Source organism: Geodermatophilus sp. SYSU D00691 (assembly GCF_054050275.1).
This window is the reverse complement of record NZ_JBJGYZ010000040.1, coordinates 20,477-40,978: the sequence shown is the minus strand read 5'-3', so window position 1 is coordinate 40,978 and position 20,502 is coordinate 20,477. Positions and strand designations below refer to the sequence as shown.

Genomic DNA, 20,502 nt, shown 5'->3' with positions numbered 1-20,502 from the left:
ATGGCGGACAGCATCCGGCTGAAGGTGTCCCGGTACCGGCCCGAGACCGACGGGGGGCCGCACTGGCAGGAGTACGACGTGCCGCTCCGGAAGGAGTGGACCGTCCTCGACGGGCTCAACCACGTCAAGAACGAGATCGACACCACCCTGTCGTTCCGCTGGTCGTGCCGGATGGGCATCTGCGGCAGCTGCGGCATGGACGTCGACGGAGAACCGAAGCTGACCTGCGGCACGTTCCTGAGCGACTACGCGCCCGGTCCGGTCACCATCGAGCCGCTCGCGCACTTCCCGGTGGTCCGCGACCTGGTGGTCGACCTCACCGACTTCATGGAGAAGCTGCCGCGGGTCAAGCCGTGGATCGTCCCGAAGGAGGACCACCGGAACGTCGAGCCCGACGTGGAGTTCCTCCAGACGCCGCAGCAGCTGGACGTCTACCGGCAGTTCAGCATGTGCATCAACTGCATGCTCTGCTACGCCGCCTGCCCGGTCTACGGGCTCGATCCGGAGTTCATCGGCCCGGCCGCGATCGCGCTCGCCGAGCGGTACGACCTCGACTCCCGCGATGTGGGCAACCGGCAGCGGCTCGACGTCCTCGTCCAGCACGACGGCGTCTGGGGCTGCACCTTCGTCGGCGAGTGCACGCGGGTGTGCCCCAAGCACGTCGATCCCGCGTCGGCCATCCAGCGCTACAAGCTCAAGGCCGCACTGCAGACGGTCAAGGCGTTCGTGCTCCCGCGGGGCGCGCGATGACGGATCTCCGTCTCCACCACCCGCGCGTCTCCACCTGGTGGTGGACCCGCAAGCGCACCTACCTGGTCTTCGTGCTGCGCGAGCTGAGCAGCGTTTTCATCGCCTGGTTCGTGCTGTACCTGCTGCTGCTCGTGTACGCCGCCGGGCAGGGCGAGGCGGCCTACGAACGCTTCCTCGACTGGGCCGCCGCGCCGTGGGTCATCGCGCTGAACGCGGTCGCCCTGGTCTTCGTGCTGCTGCACACGGTGACCTGGTTCAGCCTGACGCCGCAGGCGATGGAGGTGCGGATCGACGGCCGCAGGGTGCCCCGGTTCCACATCATCGCCGGGCAGTACACCGGCCTGGTGGTGGTCTCGCTGTTCGTGCTGTGGCTGGTGACCCGGTGACCCGACGGCGGGTGGAGCCCCTCGTCTGGCTGATGTTCAGCGCCGGCGGGGTCCTCGCCGCGGTCTTCCTGCCGGTCCTGGTGGTCGTGTTCGGCCTCGCCGTCCCGCTGGGCTGGTTCGAGCCGGACCACGCGCAGCTGCGCGCCGTCCTCGGGCACCCGCTGACCTTCGTGGTCCTGCTGGGCCTCTTCGTGCTGATGCTGGTGCACAGCGCACACCGCTTCCGCTACACGCTGTACGACGGCTTGCAGATCAAGCGGCGGCGCACCGTCGCGGTGCTCTGCTACGGCGCGGCGGCGGTGGGCTCGGTCGCCGCGTTCGCCGTCCTCTGGTCCGCCGCCTGAGCGGGGCTCAGAGGACGGCGGGCAGGAGCAGCAGCAGGGTCGGGAGGAGCAGCAGGAGGGCGGCGCCGGCGAGCGCACCCCAGCGGGCGGCGGCCGTCAGCGGGGACGCCGGCTCGAGCAGGCGGACGACGCGGGCCCCGGTGGCGCTGCCGGTGACGGCGAGCGCACCGGCCGGCACCCCCGCTCCTCCCCCGGCGCCGCCGGCCACCGCGACGATCGCCTTCGCCAGGGTCCGCCGCGACCCGTCGGGCAGCAGCCGCAGCGCGACGTCGTCGGCCCGCATCTCGACCAGCTGCCGCACCGAGGCGTGCGCGCGGGCGGCGGCCGGCAGCACCGGCAGCGCCTCCTCCCAGGCGACGAACGGCAGCAGCAGCAGGTGGTGCCGCTCGCGCAGGTGCGCCCGCTCGTGCGCGACGACCGCGGCGAGCTGGTCGTCGTCGAGCTCCGCGACCATGCCGGAGGACAGCACGAGCAGCGGCCGGGCGCCGGGGATGCAGAACGCCACCGGCGCCGGGTGCTCGAGCAGCCGGGTGTCGGGCGAGGCGGCCGGCTGCACGACCAGCTCCAGCAGCGCGCGGTGCCGCCGGCGGGTGCGCGCGGTGCGCACCCACGACAGCGCCAGGACGCCGAGCAGCTCGGCGGCGAGCACGCCGGCCAGCGTCAGCGTGACCCAGTGGTCGCCGCGCACCGGGTCGACGGCGGCGTGCCCGCGCAGCACCGCCCACCCCGCCTCGGGCAGCGAGTGCCCCCACGGCGCCAGGCCGTGCACCAGCAGCGCGCCGATGATCGACAGGCCGCCGGCCAGCCCCAGCGCCTGCCAGCAGACCAGCGCCACCAGCGGGTCGCGGCGCGGCCAGCGGGCGCGTGCGAGCAGCGCCGGCACCGGCCACGCGAGCAGCGCGGCGAGGCAGGCGAGCGCGATCGCCGTCAGGGGCAGCACGGGTCAGTCGGCGAGCAGCTCGCGCAGCAGCCTCGCCTCGTCCTCGCTCACGCTGCTGACGAAGCGGGCCAGCACCGCCTGCCGGTCGGCGGACTGCCCGAGCACCTCGTGCATGAGCTCCGCGGCGTGCTCCTCGCGGCTCGCGCGCGGCGAGAAGCGGCGGGGCCGCGCGTCGTCGTGGACGACGAAGCCCTTCTGCTCGAGACGCGTGAGCACCGTGTGCACCGTGGTGAGCGCCAGCCCCCGGTCGGCCAGGGATTCGCGCAGGTCAGCGGCGGAGACGGGACCTTCGGCCACCCAGAGGCGGTCCATGATCGTGCGCTCCAGCTCTCCCAATGAGGCCAAAGGTCCCTCCCTGTTCCCGGTCTCACACGCCGATCCTCTACGGGCTGTAGAAAATTGTCTTCTACAGGGCGTAGAAAGAACACGTCGATCGTACGACAGAGGGAGACCGCACGGTGGACGTGCTCGACATCGCCCGGTGGCAGTTCGGCATCACGACCGTCTACCACTTCCTCATGGTCCCGCTGACCCTCGGCCTGGGGGTCCTGGTCGCGGTCATGCACACCATGTGGCTGCGCACCGGCAAGCCGGAGTGGCTGCGGATGACCCGGTTCTGGGGCCGCATCTACCTGATCAACTTCGCCCTGGGCGTGGCCACCGGGCTGGTCCAGGAGTTCCAGTTCGGCCTCGCGTGGAGCGAGTACTCCCGGTTCGTCGGCGACGTCTTCGGCTCGCTGCTGGCGATGGAGGCGCTGCTGGCGTTCTTCCTCGAGTCGACGTTCCTCGGCCTGTGGATCTTCGGCTGGGATCGGCTGCCCAGGAAGCTGCACCTCGGCGCGCTGTGGGCCGCGGTCGTCGGCTCGTGGATCAGCGCGTACTTCATCATCGCGGCCAACTCGTGGATGCAGCACCCGGTGGGCGTCACCCTCACCGACGAGGGCCGCCCCGAGCAGGTCGACTTCCTCGCCGTCCTGACCAACAACACCGCGCTGGCCGCCTACAGCCACGCCGTCGTGGCCTCGCTGATGGTCGCGGGCGCGCTGCTGGTCGGCATCGGGCTGTGGCACCTGCGCCGGCGCACGCTCGCCGGCCGGCCCACGGCCGACGTCGACCACTCGGTGTGGCGCCGCTCGGTCCGGCTCGGCGGGTGGGTGTCGCTGGCCGCGTTCGTGCTGGTCGCGGTCACCGGCGACTGGCAGGGCAAGCTCATGTACGAGCAGCAGCCGCTCAAGATGAGCTCGGCCGAGGCGCTCTGCGAGACCGAGGCGCCGGCGCCGTTCTCGGTCTTCGCCTGGGGCAAGCTCGGCTCCAACGAGTGCGACGACGTCCACTCGATCACCGTGCCGGGGCTGCTGTCGTTCCTCGCCCACGGCGACTTCTCCACCGCCGTCCCGGGTGTCAACGAGCTGCAGGAGGAGTACGCCGCGGTCTACGGCGAGACCTACCCCGACGACCCGTCGTTCGGGGACAAGGCCGGCGAGCCGATCGACTACACGCCGGTGCTCGCGGTGACCTACTGGAGCTTCCGGCTGATGATCGGCATGGGCGCGGTCTCGGCCGCGGTCGCCGCCTACGCGCTCTGGGCCACCCGGAAGGGGCGGGTGCCGACCTGGCGGATCGGCGTCTACGGATCGCTGCTCGCCGTCGCCGCGCCGTTCGTCGCCAACGCGACCGGCTGGATCTTCACCGAGATGGGCCGGCAGCCGTTCGTGGTCTACCCGAACCCGGACGTGCCGGTCGGCGAGCAGGTGTACTTCTTCACCGCGCAGGCCGTCTCGCCCGGCATCAGCGCCGCCGAGGTGTGGACGTCGCTGATCTCGCTCGCCGCGGTCTACGGCGTGCTCGCCGTCATCGAGCTGTTCCTGATCACCCGCTTCGTCCGGAAGGGCGCGTCGGACGACGACGCCCCGACCCCCGGTGAGCCCCGCGAGGGCACGCCGGAGCAGGACGACGTCCTCTCGTTCGCGTACTGAGGAGCGCCTCCGTGGACCTGCAGACCCTCTGGTTCGTCGCCGTCGCCGTGCTCTGGACCGGCTTCCTGCTCCTCGAGGGCTTCGACATCGGCGTGGCCGCGCTGCTGCCGGTGCTCGGCCGCTCGCGGCACGACCGGCACCTGATGCTGCGCACCATCGGCCCGGTCTGGGACGGCAACGAGGTGTGGCTGATCACCGCCGCCGGCGCGATCTTCGCCGCCTTCCCCGGCTGGTACGCCAGCTGGCTGCCGGCGCTGTACCTGCCGTTCGTGCTGGTGCTGCTCGGCCTGATCGTGCGGGCGGTCGCCTTCGAGTGGCGGCACTCCCACCACGACCCCCGCTGGGACGCGACCTGGACCCACGTCATCACGGCCGGCTCGCTGGTCGCCGGCCTCGGCGTCGGCGCCGCCCTGGGCGCGACGACGCTCGGCCTGCCGATCGACGACGCCGGCAACCGGGTCGGCGGCGCGTTCTCCGGACTGGACTGGTCGGCGCTGCTCGGCGCGGTGGCCGTGGCCGCCTTCGCGGTGGTGCACGGCGCCCTGTTCCTGGCGCTGAAGACCGACGGCGACGTGCGGCTGCGGGCGCGGGCGTTCGCGCTGCGCTGGTCGCCGCTCGCGGCCCTCCCGCTGCTCGCCTGGGCCGGGCTGGTGCACCTGCGGTACGGCACCCCGGTCACCGCGGTGCTCTGGGTGGGAGCCGCGCTGGCCGCCGTCGTCACCTGGACCCGGATCCGGCTGGACCGCGAGGGCCAGGCCTTCACCGGCTGGGCCGTCCTCCTGGCGGCCTCGGCGGCGACGCTGTTCGGCGCGGCCTACCCCGTGGTCATCCCCTCGACGGTCGACCCGGCGTTCGACCTGACCGTCGCCGAGGCGTCGGTCAGCGACTACACGCTGACCGTCATGACCTGGGTCGCCGCGGTCGGCCTGCCGGTGGTGCTCGCCTACCAGGCCTGGACCTACTGGGTGTTCCGCAAGCGGCTGACCGCCGAGCCGGTGCACGAGGTGCACGAGGAGGCCCTGCCCGCATGAATTCCCGCGGACCGCTCGGCGCCCTCGCCGGCGTGCCCGAGCTGCACGGTGCCCTGGTCCGGGCCGCCGCCGCGGCGCTGGTCTCCACCGCCGGCCTGGTCCTGCTCGCCGGCGGCCTGGCGACGGCGATCGCCCGGGTCGCCGGCCTGTCGTCCGGCGCCCCGACCACCCCGCTGGTCGTCGCGATCGCCGGCGTCGCGCTGCGCGCGCTGGCGCAGACCGCCGGGGAGGCGCTGGCCGCCCGCGACGCCCGCCGGGCCGAGGACGAGCTGCGCCGGGAGCTGTTCGACCGGCTGGCCGCCGAGCCGGTCGCGGTCGAGGCCGCCGGCGGCCCCGGCCCGGCCGCCGTCCTGGCCACCACCCGGCTGGGCGACCTCGGCCCCGGCCTGGCCGCCTTCCTGCCGGCGTTCGCGCAGGCGCTCGTCGTGCCGCCGGTGCTGCTGCTCGTGCTCGCCCGGGCCGACCTGCTCTCGGCCGTGATCGTCGCGCTCACCCTGCCGCTGGTGCCGCTGTTCATGGTGCTGGTCGGCAAGCACACCCGCGACGGCACGACCGCCGCCGCCCGCGCGCTGGACCGCATCGCCGCGCACGTGGCCGAGCTGGTCCGCGGGCTGCCCGTGCTGGTGGGCCTGGGCCGCGCCGCCGACCAGGCCGCCGCCCTCGCCGAGCTGGGCGACTCCTCCCGGCGGAAGACCCTCGCCACGCTGCGGCTGGCGTTCCTCTCCGCGCTGGTGCTCGAGCTGATCGCCACCCTGTCGGTCGCGCTGGTCGCGGTGACGGTGGGCCTGCGGCTGGTGCACGGCGAGCTCGCGCTCGCCGTCGGGCTGTTCGCGCTGCTGCTCGCCCCGGAGGCGTTCGCCCCGCTGCGCGCGGTCGGCGCCACGCACCACGCGAACGAGGCCGCGACCCTCGCGGCCGCCGAGGCGCGGGCCGTGCTGGCCGCGGCGCCCGTGCCGCCGGTGGTGCGCGGCGAGGCGGACGACGACCCGCGCGGAGCCGACGTCGCGGTGTCCCGGCTGTCGGTGCGCTACCCCGGCCGTCCGGTGGCGGCCCTGCCCCCGGTCGACCTCGCGGTGCGGCCGGGCGAGCTGGTCGCCGTCCGGGGGCGCAGCGGCTCGGGCAAGTCGACGCTGCTCGCCGTCCTGGCCGGGCTGACGCCGCCGGCCGCCGTCGTCACCGGGGCGGTGAGCGGCGTCGGGCCCGTGGCGTACGTGCCGCAGCACCCGCGCACCACCGGGGCCACCGTCGCCGACGAGCTGCGCCGGCACGCGGGCAGCGAGCCGGACGCCGACGAGGTGGTGGGCGAGGCGCTCGTCGTGGAGGCGCTGGCCCGGGTGGGGGCGTCGTCGCTCGCGGGACGGGAGTGCACCACCCTCTCCCCCGGCGAGCTGCAGCGCGTGGCGCTGGCCCGCGCGCTCGTGCGGATCCGCCGCGGCGCCCGCCTGCTGCTGCTCGACGAGCCGACCGCGCACCTGGACGAGGCCGCCGCGACCACGGTCACCCGCGTGCTCGCCGACCTGCGCGGCACGGTGACGGCTGTGCTGGTCACCCACGATCCCGCGCTGGCCGCCCTCGCCGACCGCACCGTCGACCTCCCCGCCCCCGACGCCCCCGCCCCGGCCCCCTCCCCCGCTTTCGGCGCCGAAAGCGGTCCCGCTTTCGGCGCGGAAAGCGGTTCCGCTCTCGGTGCGGAAAGCGGGGGGACGGCGACCGGCGAGGGGCGGACGGCGGCGGGCGGGGGGCTGCGGTGGCCGCGGCGGGCGCTGCTGAAGGCGGTCGCGGCGGGGATGCTGTCCTCCGGGGCGGGCGTCGCGCTCACCGCGGTCTCGGGCTGGCTCATCGTCCGGGCCGCGGAGATGCCGCCGATCCTCACGCTGATGGTCGCGATCGTCGGTGTGCGGGCCTTCGGCATCGGCCGGGCGGGCATGCGCTGGGTCGAGCGGATGACCGCCCACGACGCCGCGCTGCGGCTCGCCGCCGACACCCGGGTGCGCGTCTGGCGCGCCCTGGCCGCGCAGGGCGTCGCCGCCGACCGGACGCCGGGCGCCGCGCTGGCCCGCGTGGTCGGCGACGTCGGCCTGGTGCAGGACCTCTCGGTGCGCGTGGTGCCGCCGGTGCTGGTGGCGGCCACCGTCCTCGCCGGCACCGTGGGCGCGCTGGCGCTGCTCGACCCCGCGGCGGCCGGGGCGGTCGCGCTCGTCCTCGCGGTCACCGTCGCCCTCGTCGTCCTCGTGCACCGGAGTGTCGACGCCGGCGCCGCCCGCGCGGAGGCCGCGCTGGCGGTGACCGCGCTGCGGGAGACGGCCACCGTGCTCGAGGGCGCCGGCGACCTGCGCGCGCACGGGCTCGCCCGGCACACCGCGGCCGACCTCGCCGCGCTGGCCGGCCGGCAGGGCGCCGCGGCGCGCACCGGTGCCCGGGCGGGGGCGCTGGGCACCGGCCTCGTCGTCCTCGGGTCCGGCCTCGCGGCGGTCGTCGCGACGGCGGTCGGCGCGGGCGGTCCGCTCGACGGCCCGGGTGTCGCGGTGCTGGCCCTCGCGCCGCTGGCGCTGGCCGAGCCGCTGGCCGCCCTGGTCGCGGCGCTGCGGCGGCGGGGCGCGCTCGCCGACGCCCGCGCCCGGCTCGACGCCGTCCTCACCGCCCCGGTGCCGGCCGACCCGGCCGACCCGGTGCCCGCGCCCGCACCGGTCCGCGAGCTCGCCGTCTCCGGGCTGACCGCCGGCTGGCCCGGCGGTCCCGACGTCCTCGTGGGGCTGGACGCGGCGGCCGGCACCGACGGCTGGCTGGTCGTCCGCGGGCCGTCCGGCTCGGGCAAGTCCACGCTCCTCGCCGTCCTGCTGGCGGCGCTGCGCCCGCGAGCGGGCCGCTACGAGGTCGCGGGCGTCGACGCCGCGCGGATCGCCGGGAATGACCTGCGGGCGCGGACGGCCTGGCTGCCGCAGGAGTCGCACGTGTTCGCCTCGAGCATCCGGGCCAACCTCGCCACCGCCGCCCCGCGGGGCGCCCTGGCCGGTCCGGGCGGCGAGGCGCGGATGCGGGCCGCGCTGGCCGCCACGGGCCTCGGCGGCCTGCTGGCGGGCCTGCCCGAGGGCCTGGACACCCAGGTCGGGGCCGGCGGCACGGCGCTGTCGGGCGGCGAGCGGCGGCGGCTGGCCGCGGCCCGGGCGCTGCTGGCCGACCGCGACGTCGTCCTGCTCGACGAGCCCACCGCGCACCTCGACCCGCCGACGGCGCGGGCGCTCGTCCGCGACCTGCGCGCGGCCCTGGCCGGGCGGGTGGTGGTCTGCGTGACCCACGACGACGACCTGGCGGAGCCCGGCGACACGGTGGTGCGCCTCGGTGCGCCCGCGACGGTGGCCGCCTGAGGCACGGGAACGGGGCGCGGGCGCGGCTCGTGAGACGGGTGTGGACGGACTCCGGTTGATCCTCAACGTCGTCTGGTTCGTGCTGACCGGGTGGTGGCTCGCGCTGGCCTACCTGCTGGCCGGGCTCCTCGCCTGCCTGCTGATCGTCACGATCCCCTTCGGCATCGCCTGCTTCCGGCTGGCCGGGTACGCCGCGATCCCGTTCGGGCGCACGACGGTGCCGGCGCCCGGTGCCGGCATCGCCTCGGCGGTCGGCAACCTGCTGTGGTTCGTGCTGGTCGGCTGGTGGCTGTCGCTGCTGCACGTGCTCGCCGGCATCGCCTACTGCGTGACGATCATCGGGATCCCGTTCGGCGTCGCGCTGTTCAAGCTGGCCCTGGTCGGCCTCTTCCCCCTGGGCAAGCGCGTGGTCGACACCGAGCTGCCCTCCTCGTACTTCCGGGCCGGCACGACCGTCGGCGCCGCGCCGGCGCGCTGAGCTCCTCCTCCGGGCTACCCCGCCGCCGCCGGCGCGGCCGTGACGCGGTGCCGGGTCAGGAACTCCAGCGCGGCGTCGGCGACGTCGCGCCACCCGGAGTCGGCCCCGTAGGAGTGGCCGCGACCGGGGAAGGAGAGGAACCCCGTGACGCCGGCGTTGCGCCTGGCCTGGATGCGGTGGGCGGCGCGCACCGTCGACTCCGGGACGGTGCGGTCCTCCCCCGCCGCGACCATCAGCAGCGGGCCGCGCTCCGCGCGGGTGTCCACCGCCGCCTCGCTGCGGGGCGAGAAGTTCGCCAGCCCCGCCTGGAACAGCGGCTTGGCCGGCGCCGGGATCACGTGCGCCTCGTACAGCGCGTCGGACTCCTCCCGGGGGACGGCGCTGGCGAACGCCTGGTGGAAGCTGTCCGGCGAGTGCATCCAGGTCCGGTGCAGCAGCCAGGGCCGTGACAGCACGGGCAGCGCGTTGCGCAGCTGCACCGGCGGCAGGCCGAGCACGCCCTTGAACTGGGTCGGCGACAGCGCGACGCACGCCCGCGCGAACCCCATCGCGTGCAGCCGCTGGGCCACCAGCCCGCCGAAGGAGTGCCCGACGACCACCGGTGGCGACGGCAGCTCGGAGATGAAGGCCGAGTAGGAGTCGGTCACCGCGGCGATGCCGACGTCGGCCACCGCCCCGGGGTCGGCCCGGGTCTGGGCGGCCGTCGCGGCGTCGCCGGGCCAGCCCGGCGCATGCGCGTCGAACCCGCGCTCGGTGAACAGCTCCACCCACGGCGCCCAGCCGCTCGAGTGCAGCCACAGTCCGTGCACGAAGACGACGGGGACGCGGTCGGGCTCGGCCACGCAGCACCTCCGGAGGGCGGGGATCGGCGACGGCGACGCTAGGGCCGCGCCGCCGACCGCGGTGGTCCCTGCGCGCCACGCTCCGGGCCCTGCCTGCCCGTCCTCGCACCGGCGGGGGCTTTACAGGATGGAATCGCTCCCACCACGATCGGCGCCGAGGCAGCGTCGCCGACCAGAGCTTCTGCGGAGGGAGCCCCGTGGCCACGCTGTTCGACACCGCCGCACTGGCGCCCGCCGACCGGCGCCCCGCGTTCGCCGCGGCGATGATCGAGGCGACGATGCCCTCCCGCGTGGACGTGCACGACGCCGACCGGCCGTGGTCGGCGCGGATGGACGGCTGGGACCTCGGTGGGCTGGCCGTGCTGCGCGCCGAGGTGAGCGGTGGGCTCTCCCTGGTCCGTCCGCCGCGGCTGCTCCGGAGCGGCGAGGTGGAGGTGCTCTCGGTCTCGGTGCAGGAACGGGGCACCGGCCGGCAGGAGCAGTTCGACGAGCGGCGCACCGTGCCGGCGGGCGGCCTCGCGACGACCGAGCTGACCGCGCCGTACGAGTTCCGGTGGACCGGCCACGGCGCCGGCCGCGCGCTGCACGTCCCGGTGAGCCGGCTGGGGCTGCCCGTGGACACCGTCCGGGCGGCGGCACCGGCCATCGGGCGCAGCGCCATGTACGACCTCGTCCGCGTGCACGTGGACCAGGTGACCCGGGACGCGCCCCGGTTGGAGGGCGACCCGGTGGTCGCGAGCCTCGCCGCGGCCACCGTCGACCTGGTGCGGGCGCTCCTCGCCTCGGCGTCCGGCGGTCGGCGCGGCGCCCGCGACGCGCTCGCCGACACCCTGCTGACCCGGGTCCGGACCTACGTGCGGCAGCACCTCGGGGACGTCGACCTCGGGCCCGAGCGGATCGCCCGGGAGCACGCCATCTCCACCCGCTACCTGTACCGGCTCTGCCGGGCGGCCGGCCTGAGCCTCGAGCAGTGGATCATCGAGCAGCGGCTGGCCGGCGCCCGCGCGGAGTTGGCCGACCCCGCCGCCGAGCACCGGTCGATCGCCATGGTCGCCCGGCGGTGGGGGTTCGCCGACCCGTCGCACTTCAGCCGGCGGTTCCGCGACGCCTACGGGCTGAGCCCGCGGGACTGGCGGCGGCCGCCACCCCGGTGACGACGCCGCCGACGCCACCCACGAGCCGGCGCACAGCGACCTCGGCGCCGTCCGGACCCCCCGCGATCAGGACGGCGAACTCCGCGGCACCCTCGCGGGCCAGCCAGTCGTCCCCCCGGACGCCGCTGGCGAGCAGGGCGGTCACCGCGCGCATGGCGGCGGGGCCGGGCAGCAGGCCGTCCGCGGCGAACGGCTCGCGGCGGAGGACCTCGGGCCCGACGGTGGGGCAGGATCGTGGACACGGGTTGCGGATCGGCCCGTTCCCGCTAGCGGCGCAGCCGAACCCCGGGAACACACCCCATGGGGTGTGCAGGTGCGTCAGCCGGCGGCGGGCACGTCGACGGCGATCTCGTCGCCCAGCGTGGCGCCCAGCTGCAGCTCCAGGTCGTCGCCGGACCAGAACTTGCCCGGGTCGTACCAGTTGCGCGGCCGCTCGGCCGGCAGCAGCCCCATCGCGGTGTAGGTGGCCGCCACGAGCTCCGCGCAGTAGACGGCCTCGGTGGTGGTCCGACGCCGCAGCCGGCCGTTGATCCAGCCCGCCGCCAGCCCGCGGGTGGTCGGGAACGGCTTGCCGTCCAGCCGCGCGACGGTGCGCAGCACGGCGTCCTCCATCTCGGGGGTCACGCCGCCGTCGTCGGCCGGGCCGACCAGCTGGCGCAGCCAGGCGCGCTGCCCGTACCGGTGCCGCCAGGTGAGGACGGCATCGCGCAGGTCGTGCAGCTGGACCCCGCGGTGGTGGTCGCCGGTCCACGCGTCGGGCAGCGACCGCCCCAGCTCGGCGTGCCAGAGCAGCGGCGGCAGGTCGTCGAGGACGACGGCCATGCCCACGTGGTTGACCGGCGCGTTGGTCACCGCCTGGATGACCCGGTCGGCGGGCGAGCCGCCGCGGAAGATCCAGACGTCGCCGGTGCGGGTCAGGTCGACGGCCTCGTCGAGCGGCAGGGCGCGGCGGGCGGGCACGGCGCTAACTTACGGACGTGCGCCTGTGGAAGCTGCTCGGACTGGCCGGCCTCGCCGGGGTGGCGGCCACCGGCGCCGTCCTCGCGCGCAACGAGCGGCAGCGGCGGTCCTACACGCCCGACGACGTCCGCGTGCGGCTGCGCGAGCGGCACGCGGCGCTGGCGGCCGAGCCGGAGCCGCCGACGGCCGAGGAGCTGTCCGCCGGTCGCACCCACCGGCTGGCCCGGCTGCTGCGCCGGTCCTGAGCCGCGGCCCGCGTTTACCGACGCGGGCGGGCGCGCATCGAACTCCCCATGCCTGCTGGTGACGAGGAGCAGCGCAGCACCCCGATCGGCTTCCGGGACCGGGCGGGCGACCGGTCGGCGGAGGAGAGCCTCGGCGAGGCGCTGCTCGGCTCGCTGCTGGACCGGGCGCACCTCATCCCGCCCCGTCTCGTCGGGCCGCTGGTGGCACAGGAGGTGGGGGCCGCGGGTGGGGACGACGTCGCGATCCACCTGCAGGACCACGACCAGGTCAGCCTGCAGCCGCTGGCGGGGCGGGGCATGGCGGGGCACCGGGTGCCGATCCACGAGTCCCCGGAGGGACGGGCGTTCAGCACCGACGAGCCGGTCGAGGCGGAGCTGCCCGACGGACGGCGCCGGCTCCACCTGCCGATGCTCGACGGCTCCGACCGGGTCGGCGTCCTCTCCGTCACGCTGCCGGCCGTCTCCGACGGCGACCGGCGGCTGGCCCAGCGCCTCGCCGGGCTGGTGGCCGACCTGGTGGTCACCAAGTCCGCCTACACGGACGCCATCGAGCTGACCCGTGCCACCCGGCCGATGACCCTGTCCGCCCGCCTGCAGCGCGACACCCTGCCGCCGCTGGCCATGACGACGCCCGACGTCGACCTGGCCGGCATCCTCGAGCCCGCGTACGAGGTGGGCGGCGACAGCTTCGACTACGCCCTCGACGAGCACCTGCTGCACGTCGCCGTCTTCGACGCGATGGGGCACGGCCTGGAGGCCGCCACGATGGCGACCGTCGTCATCGCCGCGTACCGGCACGCCCGGCAGTCCGGCGCCGAGCTGACCGAGCTCTACGAGCGCATGGACCACGCCGTGGCCGCCACCTTCCCGGGCAGGTTCGCCACCGCGCAGATCGGCCGGCTGGACACCGCCAGCGGGGAGCTGAGCTGGGTGAACGCCGGCCACCCGGCTCCGCTGCACGTCCGTGGCGGCCGGGTGGTCGGCGAGCTGACCGGGCCGATCACCCGGCCGGTCGGGCTCGCCGACGGGCGGCCGGCGCGGGTGCAGACCGCCCGGCTGGAGCCGGCGGACCGGGTGCTCTTCTTCACCGACGGCGTGGTCGAGGAGCGCGTCGCGGGCGAGCAGTTCGGCGAGGCCCGGCTGCGCGAGGTGATCGAGGAGACCACCGCCGAGGGACTGGCCGCGGCCGAGACGGTGCGCCGGCTCTCGCACGCGCTCATGGCCGCGCGGCGGGGGCGCACCAGCGACGACGCGTCGCTCCTGCTGGTCGAGTGGAAGGGTCCGCCCCGCGACGACGAGCTGGCGCCCGACATCCCCGAGGCGAAGCCGGAGAGCCGCTAGGGCGTGAGCGCGGACTCGTCCTTGAGCGCCACCCCGGACGCGCCGAGCCGGCGGGCGGCGGTGAGCAGCGCGGCGACGGTGTCGGCGGCCTGCGCGTACGTCAGCCCGTGCGGCGGGCGGATGTTGGAGACGCAGTTGCGCTCGGCGTCCACCCGGCCGGGCCGCGGGTCCCAGGTCAGGTACGCGCCGAGGGAGTCGGCGGCCGACAGCCCGGGCCGCTCCCCGATCAGCACCACCACCGCGCGCACGCCGAGCGCCGCGCCGATCGCGTCGCCCAGCGCCACCCGCGCCTGGTGCGCCAGCACGACCGGCGCCACCGACCAGCCCGGCAGCCGCGCGAGCAGCGCGGTGGTGACGCCCGCGGCGTGCTCGTGCACCGCGCGCGGCGAGAGCCCGTCGGCGACGACGACGGCGAGGTCGGCGTCGGTCCGGTCCAGCGACGTGCCCTCGGCGAGCCGCCGGCCGAGGTCAGGGCGCTGCAGGTAGGTGGCCCGGTCGGGGGCGGCCGAGCGCACCTCCAGCACCTCGTCGAGGGCCACCCGGCCCCGGTCGAGCGGCGCGTGGACGGCGTCGCGGGCGGCGGCGTGCGCGGCGCGGAACTCCAGCTCCCGCGCCGTCGGCAGGGCGTCGCCGGCCCGGCCGAGGGCCACCCGGGCCCGGGTGGCCGACCGCAGCACGGCCCAGGCGTCCGGCGCCGCGTCGCTCACCGGGACGCCGCCGCGAGCAGCGCGCGGGCCGCCGGCGCGTCGGGGGCGAGCGCGCGCACCCGGCCGGCGTCGTCGAGCAGGTCCATCCGCGCCAGCCAGGCCTCGAACTCCGGCGCCGGCCGCAGGCCGAGCACCTGCCGGGTGGTGAGGACGTCGGAGAAGGACAGCGACTGGTAGTGCAGCATCACGTCGTCGGCCCCGGGGACGGCGATGAGGAAGGTGCAGCCCGCCGCGCCGAGCAGCAGCATCAGCGCGTCGGTGTCGTCGCCGTCCACCTCGGCGTGGTTCGTGTAGCAGACGTCGACGCCCATGGGCAGGCCGAGCAGCTTGCCGCAGAAGTGGTCCTCCAGCCCCGCGCGCAGCACCTGCTTGCCGTCGTAGAGGTACTCCGGGCCGATGAAGCCGACGACGGTGTTCACCAGCAGCGGCTCGAAGTGCCGGGCGACGGCGTAGGCGCGGGCCTCGAGGGTCTGCTGGTCGACCGGGACGCCGTCCACCCCGCGGTGCGCGTCGGCCGACAGCGCCGACCCCTGCCCGGTCTCGAAGTACACGACGTTGCGCCCGACGGTGCCGCGACCGAGCGCCCGCACGCCGGCCCGCGCCTCGGCGAGCAGGTCCAGCGTGACGCCGAACGAGCGGTTGCCCGCCTGCGTGCCGGCCACCGACTGGAACACCAGGTCGACCGGCGCGCCCTGCTCCAGCGCGCGCAGCGTCGTCGTGACGTGGGCGAGCACGCACGACTGCGTGGGGATGCCGTACCGGTCGATGACCTCTTCGAGCAGGTGCAGCAGGGCCACGGTGCGCGCCGGGGAGTCGGTGGCCGGGTTGATGCCGATGACGGCGTCGCCGCAGCCGTGCAGCAGGCCGTCGACCACCGACGCGGTGACCTCCAGCGGGTCGTCGGTCGGCGAGTTCGGCTGCAGCCGCGACGCCAGCCGGCCCGGCAGGCCGAGCGTGCTCCGCAGCCCGGTCACGACCCGGGTCCGCCGGGCGACGGCGACCAGGTCGGCGTTGCGCATCAGCTTCGACGTCGCCGCCACCATCTCGGGGGTCAGCCCGCGGGCCAGCCCGCCGATCGACGCCTCGTCGCCGTCGGCCGCCCACTGCAGCAGCCGGTCGCGGAACTCCCCGACCGTCAGCGACGCCACCGGTGCGAAGGCGGCGGCGTCGTGGGTGTCGAGGACCAGCCGCGTGACGTCGTCCTCGTCGTAGCCGACGACCTGCTCCTCGAGGAAGGTCGCCAGCGGCAGGTCGGCGAGCACGGCCTGCGCGGCCACCCGCTGCGCCGCCGACCCTCCCGCGATGCCGGCGAGGACGTCGCCGGACCGCGGCGGCGTGGCCTTGGCCAGCAGGTCGGCCAGCGAGCCGAACTCGTACGTGTGCCCGGCCAGCGTGCCGCGGCGGACGGTCATGCGGGCAGTGAACCAGGATCAGTCGGGCACGAGGGTGGTGAGCTCGCGCACGTACACGCCGGTGCCGTGCCCGAAGCCGGACACCGCCGGCTGCAGGCGCCCCACCCCGGCGACGGCCCGGTCGAGGAGGGTGCGCGGCCGCGGCAGCCGGACCCGCTCGCCGGACACGGTGAGCACGAGGACGCCGGCGACCACCGCGAGGACGGCCACCGAGCCGACCGCCACCGGCAGGCCGGCGGACTCCGCGAGCAGCCCGATCACCGGCGGGCCGCCCAGCAGGCCGGTGTAGCCGACGGTGGTGGACAGGGCGATGCCCCGGGCGCCGCCGAGCAGCCCGGCGCGGGCGACGGCCAGCGGGAACACGTTGGCCAGCCCGAGCCCGACCAGCACGAAGCCGGCGAGCGCCACGGTCAGGGACGACGTCGTCACCGCGGCGAGGGCGCCCGTTGCGGCGAGCAGCGTGCCGCCGACCAGCAGCCGCCGCTCCCCCACGGCCTGCAGCAGCCGGCCGCCGGCGAGCCGGCCCGCGGCCATGGCCAGGGAGAACCCGGCGTACCCCGCCGCCGCGACGGTCGCCGGGGCGGCGAGCTCCTCGCGCAGCAGCAGCGCGCCCCAGTCGGTGAGCGCGCCCTCGCCGAACGCGGTGCAGCCGGCGATGGCGCCGAGCACGACGAGGACGGCGGTCGGCCGACGGCGCGGGCCGTCCGCGCCGTCCGGCGCGTCCGGCGGCGCGGTGGACCGCGGGGCGCCGACGAGAGCCGGGAGCGCCCACGCGCTGACGAACAGGCCGGCGGCGGCGACCAGCGCGAGGTGCGCGGTCACGCCGAGCAGGGAGGAGACGGCGCCGCCGAGCAGCGCGCCGGCCAGCCCGCCGAGGCTGAAGCCGGCGTGCAGGCCCGACAGGATCGGCCGGCCGACGCGGGCCTCCACCTCCACGCCGACGGAGTTGGCGGCGACGTTGACCATGCCGGTCGCGGCGCCGAACACGAACAGCGCCGCGCACAGCCCGGGGACGCCGGCCACCAGACCGGGCAGGACCGCACCGGCGGAGACGGCGACCGCGGCCACCGCGGCCACCCGCCCGGCGCCGAACCGGGCGCACCACGCCCCCGTGACGCGCATGCACACCAGCGCACCGAGCGAGAGGCACAGCAGCGCGATGCCGAGCGTGCGGTGGCCGGCGCCGACCCCGGCGGCCACGTCGGGGACGCGCGCGGCCCAGCTGCCGAAGACGGCGCCGTCGAGCACGAAGAGGGCGGTGACGGCGGCGCGCAGCCGCGACGTCGAGGGCTCCGGCGCGCGCGAGGCGGTCGAGCGGAGCAGGTCCGCGACCGGGACGCGGGCGCGCGCCAGCGAGGGAGGAGTCGTCATGGGAGTTCGTCTCTCGGGAGGGCGAGGGGCAGGGAAGAGCACACGACCTCGGGCACCCGTTCCTCTCCACCGTGCCCCGGCTCCCGGCGCTCATGCCGCTCCTCGCCCGGGAATCGGGCGTGAGACGAACCACCGTCGTGCCACAGGAGCCGTCACCGCCCACGGCGGCAACGGCTCCTGTGGCGGCGCTCTCACACGGACGCCGTCCCGACGGGGTCGCGGCCGGCGAGGCCGAGCGCCCGCGCGAAGGCAGGTGCATCGGCGGGCACCGGCACCTCGGCGCCGAACCACCCGCCGTCGCGGCCCATCGCCGCGATCCCCTCCACGGCGGTGAGCGCGGTCCGGCCGAGCTCCTCGGGGACGTCGTAGGGCGCGCCCACCGCCCGGGCGACGTCCCAGCCGTGGACGGCGAACTCGGCGAGCATCATCGGCCCGACGGCGGCGGCCGGCATCGGCGACGTCCCCATCACCGTCTCCCCCTCCCAGGCGCCGGGTTCGCCCCAGGCGTCGGCGGCGGCGCGCAGCTGCTGCGCCACGGCGGGCGCCCAGTCCTGCGGCGGCAGGCCGGCGAGGAACGGCGGCGGCCCGGCGCTGCTCCAGTCGCGCTCGAGCGGTTCCCGGCGGGCCGCGTGCAGCGACAGCAGCGCTCCCCAGGCGAGGTGCTCGACGAGGGCCCGGACGTCGAAGTCGGCGCACGGCGTCGGCGCGGTCCAGCGGTCGGCCGGGACGGCGGCGACGGCGGACGCGGCCAGCTCGGCAGCGGTGCGGACCTGCAGGGCTTCGGGCTTCGCGGTCGTGTTCGTCATGCCCCCAGCCCACTCCAGGGGTGGCCGCGGGTCTTGAAGATTCGCGACAGAATCGGCCGGTGCCCGCCGACGAACCGCCCGGCGACGACCGCGGCATCCTGCACCCGCGCACCGCGGAGGCGGCGTTCGACGTCGGCCGGCACGCGCCCTCGCCCCGGCTGGCCGCCTTCGTCTCCTACCTCTGGACGGTCGAGTGGGCGCTGCCGCCCGGGGGGACGCACCGGCAGCGGATCCTGCCCAACCCGTCGGTGCACCTGTCGTTCGAGCCCGACCGCGCCCGGGTGACCGGCCCGCTGCGCCGGTCGGACTCCGGCTACGAGCTGACCGGCCGCGGCCGGGTGGTGGGGGTGCGGTTCCGGCCGGGCGGGGCGCGGCCGTGGCTGCCGGGTCCGGTGTCGGCGCTGACCGACACCGAGGTGCCGGTGGGCACGATGGCCGACCTCGACGCCGACGCCGTCCTGGCGCAGGTGGCGGCGGCGCCCTCCGCGGCCGCGGCCGCCGGGATCGTGGACGCCGTCCTCACCCCGCTGTGCCCGGAGCCCGACCGCGCCGTCGACCGCGCCGACGGGCTGGTCGCCCTGGTCGACGCCGAACCGGCGATCCGCCGGGTCGAGGACCTCGCCGCCCGGCTGGCGACGACGCCGCGCAGCCTGCAGCGGTTCTGCGCCGAGTGGATCGGGGTCGGGCCGAAGGAGCTGGTGCGCTGGGCGCGGCTGCACGAGGCCGCCGGCCGCGCCGCCGCCGGCCGGGTGGACTGGGCGGCGCTGGCCGTCGAGCTCGGCTACGCCGACCAGGCGCACCTGGTGCGGGACTTCACCCGCGTGGTCGGCGAGCCGCCCGCCCGGTACGCCCGCGCGGAGGCGTCCGGCTGACGTCGACGCGGGAACGCCCGGGCTTCCGGGACGGCGGTACCAACGCCCCTGTCGCGAACCGGCCGGGTTCACGACGGTGGGCTCCGCGGGGGACGCCGACGAAGGAGACCGCCGTGACCGATCGAGGGCTGCAGAACCTGGAGACCGTGCGCACCCTGTTCGACGCCATGGGGAAGGGAGATCTCGACGCGATCCGCGGCACCCTGGCCGACGACGTGACCCTCGTGATCCCGGGGTCCTTCCGCTACGCCGGCACGTTCCACGGGCCCGACGGGTTCCTCGGCGCCTTCGGGCAGCTCGTCCAGGCCAGTGCCGGCACGCTGCAGGTGCGACTCGTCGACTCGGCCGTCGAGGGGGCGGACGGCGACCGGGTGATCGCGACCTTCCACGGCACCGGCAGGGTCGGGGACGAGGTCGTCGACGAGCACAACGCCTGCCTGGTACGGCTCGACGGCGGGCGGATCACCGAGCTGGTCGAGTTCTTCGGCGACCCGCACACCGTCGCCAGGCAGTGGGGCTGACGTCCCCGCGGGAACGCGCCGAGAAGGCGGTCCGTGCACGGCGGTTCGGCGTGTTCGCGCGTGTCCCGTGCACGGAGTGCCTTCTCGGCCCGGAGGCCGGGCTCAGATGCCGCGCCAGGGACCCCGGGTGGCGTTGGTCGCCGGCCGCGACGCGAAGACGTTGCCCTCGGTGGGACCGGTCTCGTCGCGGGAGACGGCGAACGTGCGCAGCATCGGCCCGACCAGGGCGTCGTACACCCCGGGGAAGAGCCGGAAGCCGGCGATGACCAGCGGGTTCAGCGGCCCGGCGTGCACCATGCGCCGCGGCCGGTCGAGGACGCGCGCGATGCGCTTCGCGATGCGCTCGGGCGTGTAGACCGGGATCGGCGGGCGGCCGGTGCGGCCCATGTAGGACGCGCCCTGGTAGTAGATCGGCGTGCTGACGCCGCCGCAGGCGACCGCGGAGACCTTGATCCCCGGCACGTCCCGGACCTCCTGCTGCAGCACCCGCACCAGCCCCATCTGGCCCCACTTCGCCGCGATGTAGCTGCCCATCAGGGGGGTGGCGACCGACGCGAGCAGCGAGCTGACCACGACGAGGTGGCCGGCGCCCTGCCGGCGGAACACCGGCAGCGCCGCCCGGCCCACGTTCGCGGTGCCGTGCAGGGCGGTGTCCACCACGCGGTCGAAGACCTCCGCGGGCACGTCCTCGACCCGGCCGTAGGCCATCACCTGCGCCGAGTGCACGACGACGTCGAGCCGGCCGAACCGCTCGACCGTGGCGTCGACCGCCGCCCGGACGGCGTCGGCGTCGGTGACGTCGGCGGGGTGGACGACGGCCGCGACGGCACCGGCCGCGCGCGCCTCCTCCGCCGCCGCCTCGAGGGACTCCCGGCCCCGGGCGACCAGGACGACCGACGCCCCGCTCTCGGCGAAGCGGCGGGCGGTCGCGCGGCCGATCCCGCTCGAGGCGCCGGTGATCAGCACGGTCTGGGGCGAGGAGGGCATGCGGGAACTCCGGT

21 protein-coding genes are annotated in these 20,502 nt (G+C 76.3%); 12 read left to right on the top strand and 9 right to left on the bottom strand.

Features of this window, described 5'->3' with window-relative positions; genetic code table 11:
* Genes ACI797_RS23585 through frdD form a run of 3 tightly spaced genes read left to right on the top strand, consistent with a single transcriptional unit; the run spans position 1 to position 1,480 of the window.
* Positions 1 to 750 (top strand): succinate dehydrogenase/fumarate reductase iron-sulfur subunit, encoded by a 750-nt coding sequence (locus ACI797_RS23585; RefSeq protein WP_456861994.1) that lies wholly within the window; start codon positions 1 to 3, stop codon positions 748 to 750.
* Positions 747 to 1,136 carry a hypothetical protein gene (locus ACI797_RS23580; protein ID WP_456861992.1) on the top strand — a complete coding sequence of 130 codons (390 nt, stop codon included), beginning with the start codon at positions 747 to 749 and terminating at the stop codon, positions 1,134 to 1,136. Before ACI797_RS23585 ends, ACI797_RS23580 begins: the two co-directional genes overlap by 4 nt.
* Positions 1,133 to 1,480 (top strand): fumarate reductase subunit FrdD, encoded by a 348-nt coding sequence (gene frdD / locus ACI797_RS23575; RefSeq protein ID WP_456861990.1) that lies wholly within the window; start codon positions 1,133 to 1,135, stop codon positions 1,478 to 1,480. The genes ACI797_RS23580 and frdD overlap by 4 nt, the downstream gene beginning before the upstream one ends.
* 7 nt (positions 1,481 to 1,487) lie before the next feature.
* Here frdD and ACI797_RS23570 read toward each other — a convergent pair whose 3' ends face one another.
* Both ACI797_RS23570 and ACI797_RS23565 read right to left on the bottom strand, forming a co-directional pair.
* Positions 1,488 to 2,420, bottom strand: a complete 933-nt coding sequence (locus ACI797_RS23570; protein WP_456861988.1) for a M56 family metallopeptidase — start codon at positions 2,418 to 2,420, stop codon at positions 1,488 to 1,490.
* 3 nt (positions 2,421 to 2,423) lie between these two features.
* Positions 2,424 to 2,765 (bottom strand): BlaI/MecI/CopY family transcriptional regulator, encoded by a 342-nt coding sequence (locus ACI797_RS23565; protein WP_456861986.1) that lies wholly within the window; start codon positions 2,763 to 2,765, stop codon positions 2,424 to 2,426.
* A 113-nt stretch (positions 2,766 to 2,878) separates the two neighbouring features.
* Here ACI797_RS23565 and ACI797_RS23560 point away from each other — a divergent pair, with 113 nt between their 5' ends.
* Genes ACI797_RS23560 through ACI797_RS23545 form a run of 4 tightly spaced genes read left to right on the top strand, consistent with a single transcriptional unit; the run spans position 2,879 to position 9,270 of the window.
* Positions 2,879 to 4,396 carry a cytochrome ubiquinol oxidase subunit I gene (locus ACI797_RS23560; protein ID WP_456861984.1) on the top strand — a complete coding sequence of 506 codons (1,518 nt, stop codon included), beginning with the start codon at positions 2,879 to 2,881 and terminating at the stop codon, positions 4,394 to 4,396.
* Positions 4,397 to 4,407: 11 nt separating this feature from the next.
* Positions 4,408 to 5,427: a cytochrome d ubiquinol oxidase subunit II gene (gene cydB / locus ACI797_RS23555; RefSeq protein WP_456861982.1), complete on the top strand. Its 1,020-nt coding sequence runs from the start codon at positions 4,408 to 4,410 to the stop codon at positions 5,425 to 5,427.
* Positions 5,424 to 8,792 carry a thiol reductant ABC exporter subunit CydC gene (gene cydC / locus ACI797_RS23550; protein WP_456861980.1) on the top strand — a complete coding sequence of 1,123 codons (3,369 nt, stop codon included), beginning with the start codon at positions 5,424 to 5,426 and terminating at the stop codon, positions 8,790 to 8,792. Before cydB ends, cydC begins: the two co-directional genes overlap by 4 nt.
* Positions 8,793 to 8,832: 40 nt before the next feature.
* Positions 8,833 to 9,270 carry a YccF domain-containing protein gene (locus tag ACI797_RS23545; protein ID WP_456861978.1) on the top strand — a complete coding sequence of 146 codons (438 nt, stop codon included), beginning with the start codon at positions 8,833 to 8,835 and terminating at the stop codon, positions 9,268 to 9,270.
* A gap of 14 nt (positions 9,271 to 9,284) precedes the next feature.
* Here ACI797_RS23545 and ACI797_RS23540 read toward each other — a convergent pair whose 3' ends face one another.
* On the bottom strand, positions 9,285 to 10,112 hold the full coding sequence (locus ACI797_RS23540) for an alpha/beta hydrolase (protein ID WP_456861976.1): 828 nt from the start codon (positions 10,110 to 10,112) through the stop codon (positions 9,285 to 9,287).
* A 197-nt stretch (positions 10,113 to 10,309) separates the two neighbouring features.
* Between ACI797_RS23540 and ACI797_RS23535 the strand changes: the two genes are divergently transcribed.
* A complete protein-coding gene (locus tag ACI797_RS23535) occupies positions 10,310 to 11,266 on the top strand; it encodes a helix-turn-helix domain-containing protein (protein ID WP_456861974.1) in 957 nt (318 codons plus the stop codon).
* Positions 11,267 to 11,584: 318 nt separating this feature from the next.
* On the opposite strand, the gene ACI797_RS23530 is transcribed toward ACI797_RS23535, so the two are convergent.
* Entirely contained in the window at positions 11,585 to 12,226 is a 642-nt protein-coding gene (locus ACI797_RS23530) for a hypothetical protein (RefSeq protein ID WP_456861972.1), read from the bottom strand.
* A gap of 17 nt (positions 12,227 to 12,243) precedes the next feature.
* Here ACI797_RS23530 and ACI797_RS23525 point away from each other — a divergent pair, with 17 nt between their 5' ends.
* Entirely contained in the window at positions 12,244 to 12,471 is a 228-nt protein-coding gene (locus ACI797_RS23525; protein ID WP_456861970.1) for a hypothetical protein, read from the top strand.
* A 48-nt stretch (positions 12,472 to 12,519) separates the two neighbouring features.
* Positions 12,520 to 13,812 (top strand): PP2C family protein-serine/threonine phosphatase, encoded by a 1,293-nt coding sequence (locus ACI797_RS23520; protein WP_456861968.1) that lies wholly within the window; start codon positions 12,520 to 12,522, stop codon positions 13,810 to 13,812.
* Here ACI797_RS23520 and eutC read toward each other — a convergent pair.
* The 4 genes from eutC to ACI797_RS23500 form a co-directional block, all read right to left on the bottom strand.
* Complete coding sequence (eutC, locus tag ACI797_RS23515) at positions 13,809 to 14,519, bottom strand: ethanolamine ammonia-lyase subunit EutC (RefSeq protein WP_456861965.1); 711 nt, start codon at positions 14,517 to 14,519, stop codon at positions 13,809 to 13,811. The two genes, ACI797_RS23520 and eutC, sit on opposite strands and share 4 nt — an antisense overlap.
* A complete protein-coding gene (locus tag ACI797_RS23510) occupies positions 14,516 to 15,931 on the bottom strand; it encodes an ethanolamine ammonia-lyase subunit EutB (RefSeq protein WP_456861963.1) in 1,416 nt (471 codons plus the stop codon). Before ACI797_RS23510 ends, eutC begins: the two co-directional genes overlap by 4 nt.
* Positions 15,932 to 15,949: 18 nt before the next feature.
* Positions 15,950 to 17,302: an MFS transporter gene (locus tag ACI797_RS23505; RefSeq protein WP_456861961.1), complete on the bottom strand. Its 1,353-nt coding sequence runs from the start codon at positions 17,300 to 17,302 to the stop codon at positions 15,950 to 15,952.
* Positions 17,303 to 17,493: 191 nt separating this feature from the next.
* Positions 17,494 to 18,108: a TIGR03086 family metal-binding protein gene (locus ACI797_RS23500; protein WP_456861959.1), complete on the bottom strand. Its 615-nt coding sequence runs from the start codon at positions 18,106 to 18,108 to the stop codon at positions 17,494 to 17,496.
* A gap of 59 nt (positions 18,109 to 18,167) precedes the next feature.
* Between ACI797_RS23500 and ACI797_RS23495 the strand changes: the two genes are divergently transcribed.
* Together ACI797_RS23495 and ACI797_RS23490 are read left to right on the top strand one after the other, a co-directional pair.
* The gene (locus ACI797_RS23495) at positions 18,168 to 18,980 is read left to right on the top strand and encodes an AraC family transcriptional regulator (RefSeq protein ID WP_456861957.1); all 813 of its coding nucleotides are present in this window, start codon (positions 18,168 to 18,170) and stop codon (positions 18,978 to 18,980) included.
* 113 nt (positions 18,981 to 19,093) lie between these two features.
* A complete protein-coding gene (locus tag ACI797_RS23490) occupies positions 19,094 to 19,501 on the top strand; it encodes a nuclear transport factor 2 family protein (RefSeq protein WP_456861955.1) in 408 nt (135 codons plus the stop codon).
* Between the two features lie 102 nt (positions 19,502 to 19,603).
* On the opposite strand, the gene ACI797_RS23485 is transcribed toward ACI797_RS23490, so the two are convergent.
* Positions 19,604 to 20,488, bottom strand: coding sequence for an SDR family NAD(P)-dependent oxidoreductase (locus ACI797_RS23485; RefSeq protein ID WP_456861953.1), 885 nt, complete (start codon positions 20,486 to 20,488; stop codon positions 19,604 to 19,606).
* Between the last annotated feature and the right edge of the window lie 14 nt (positions 20,489 to 20,502).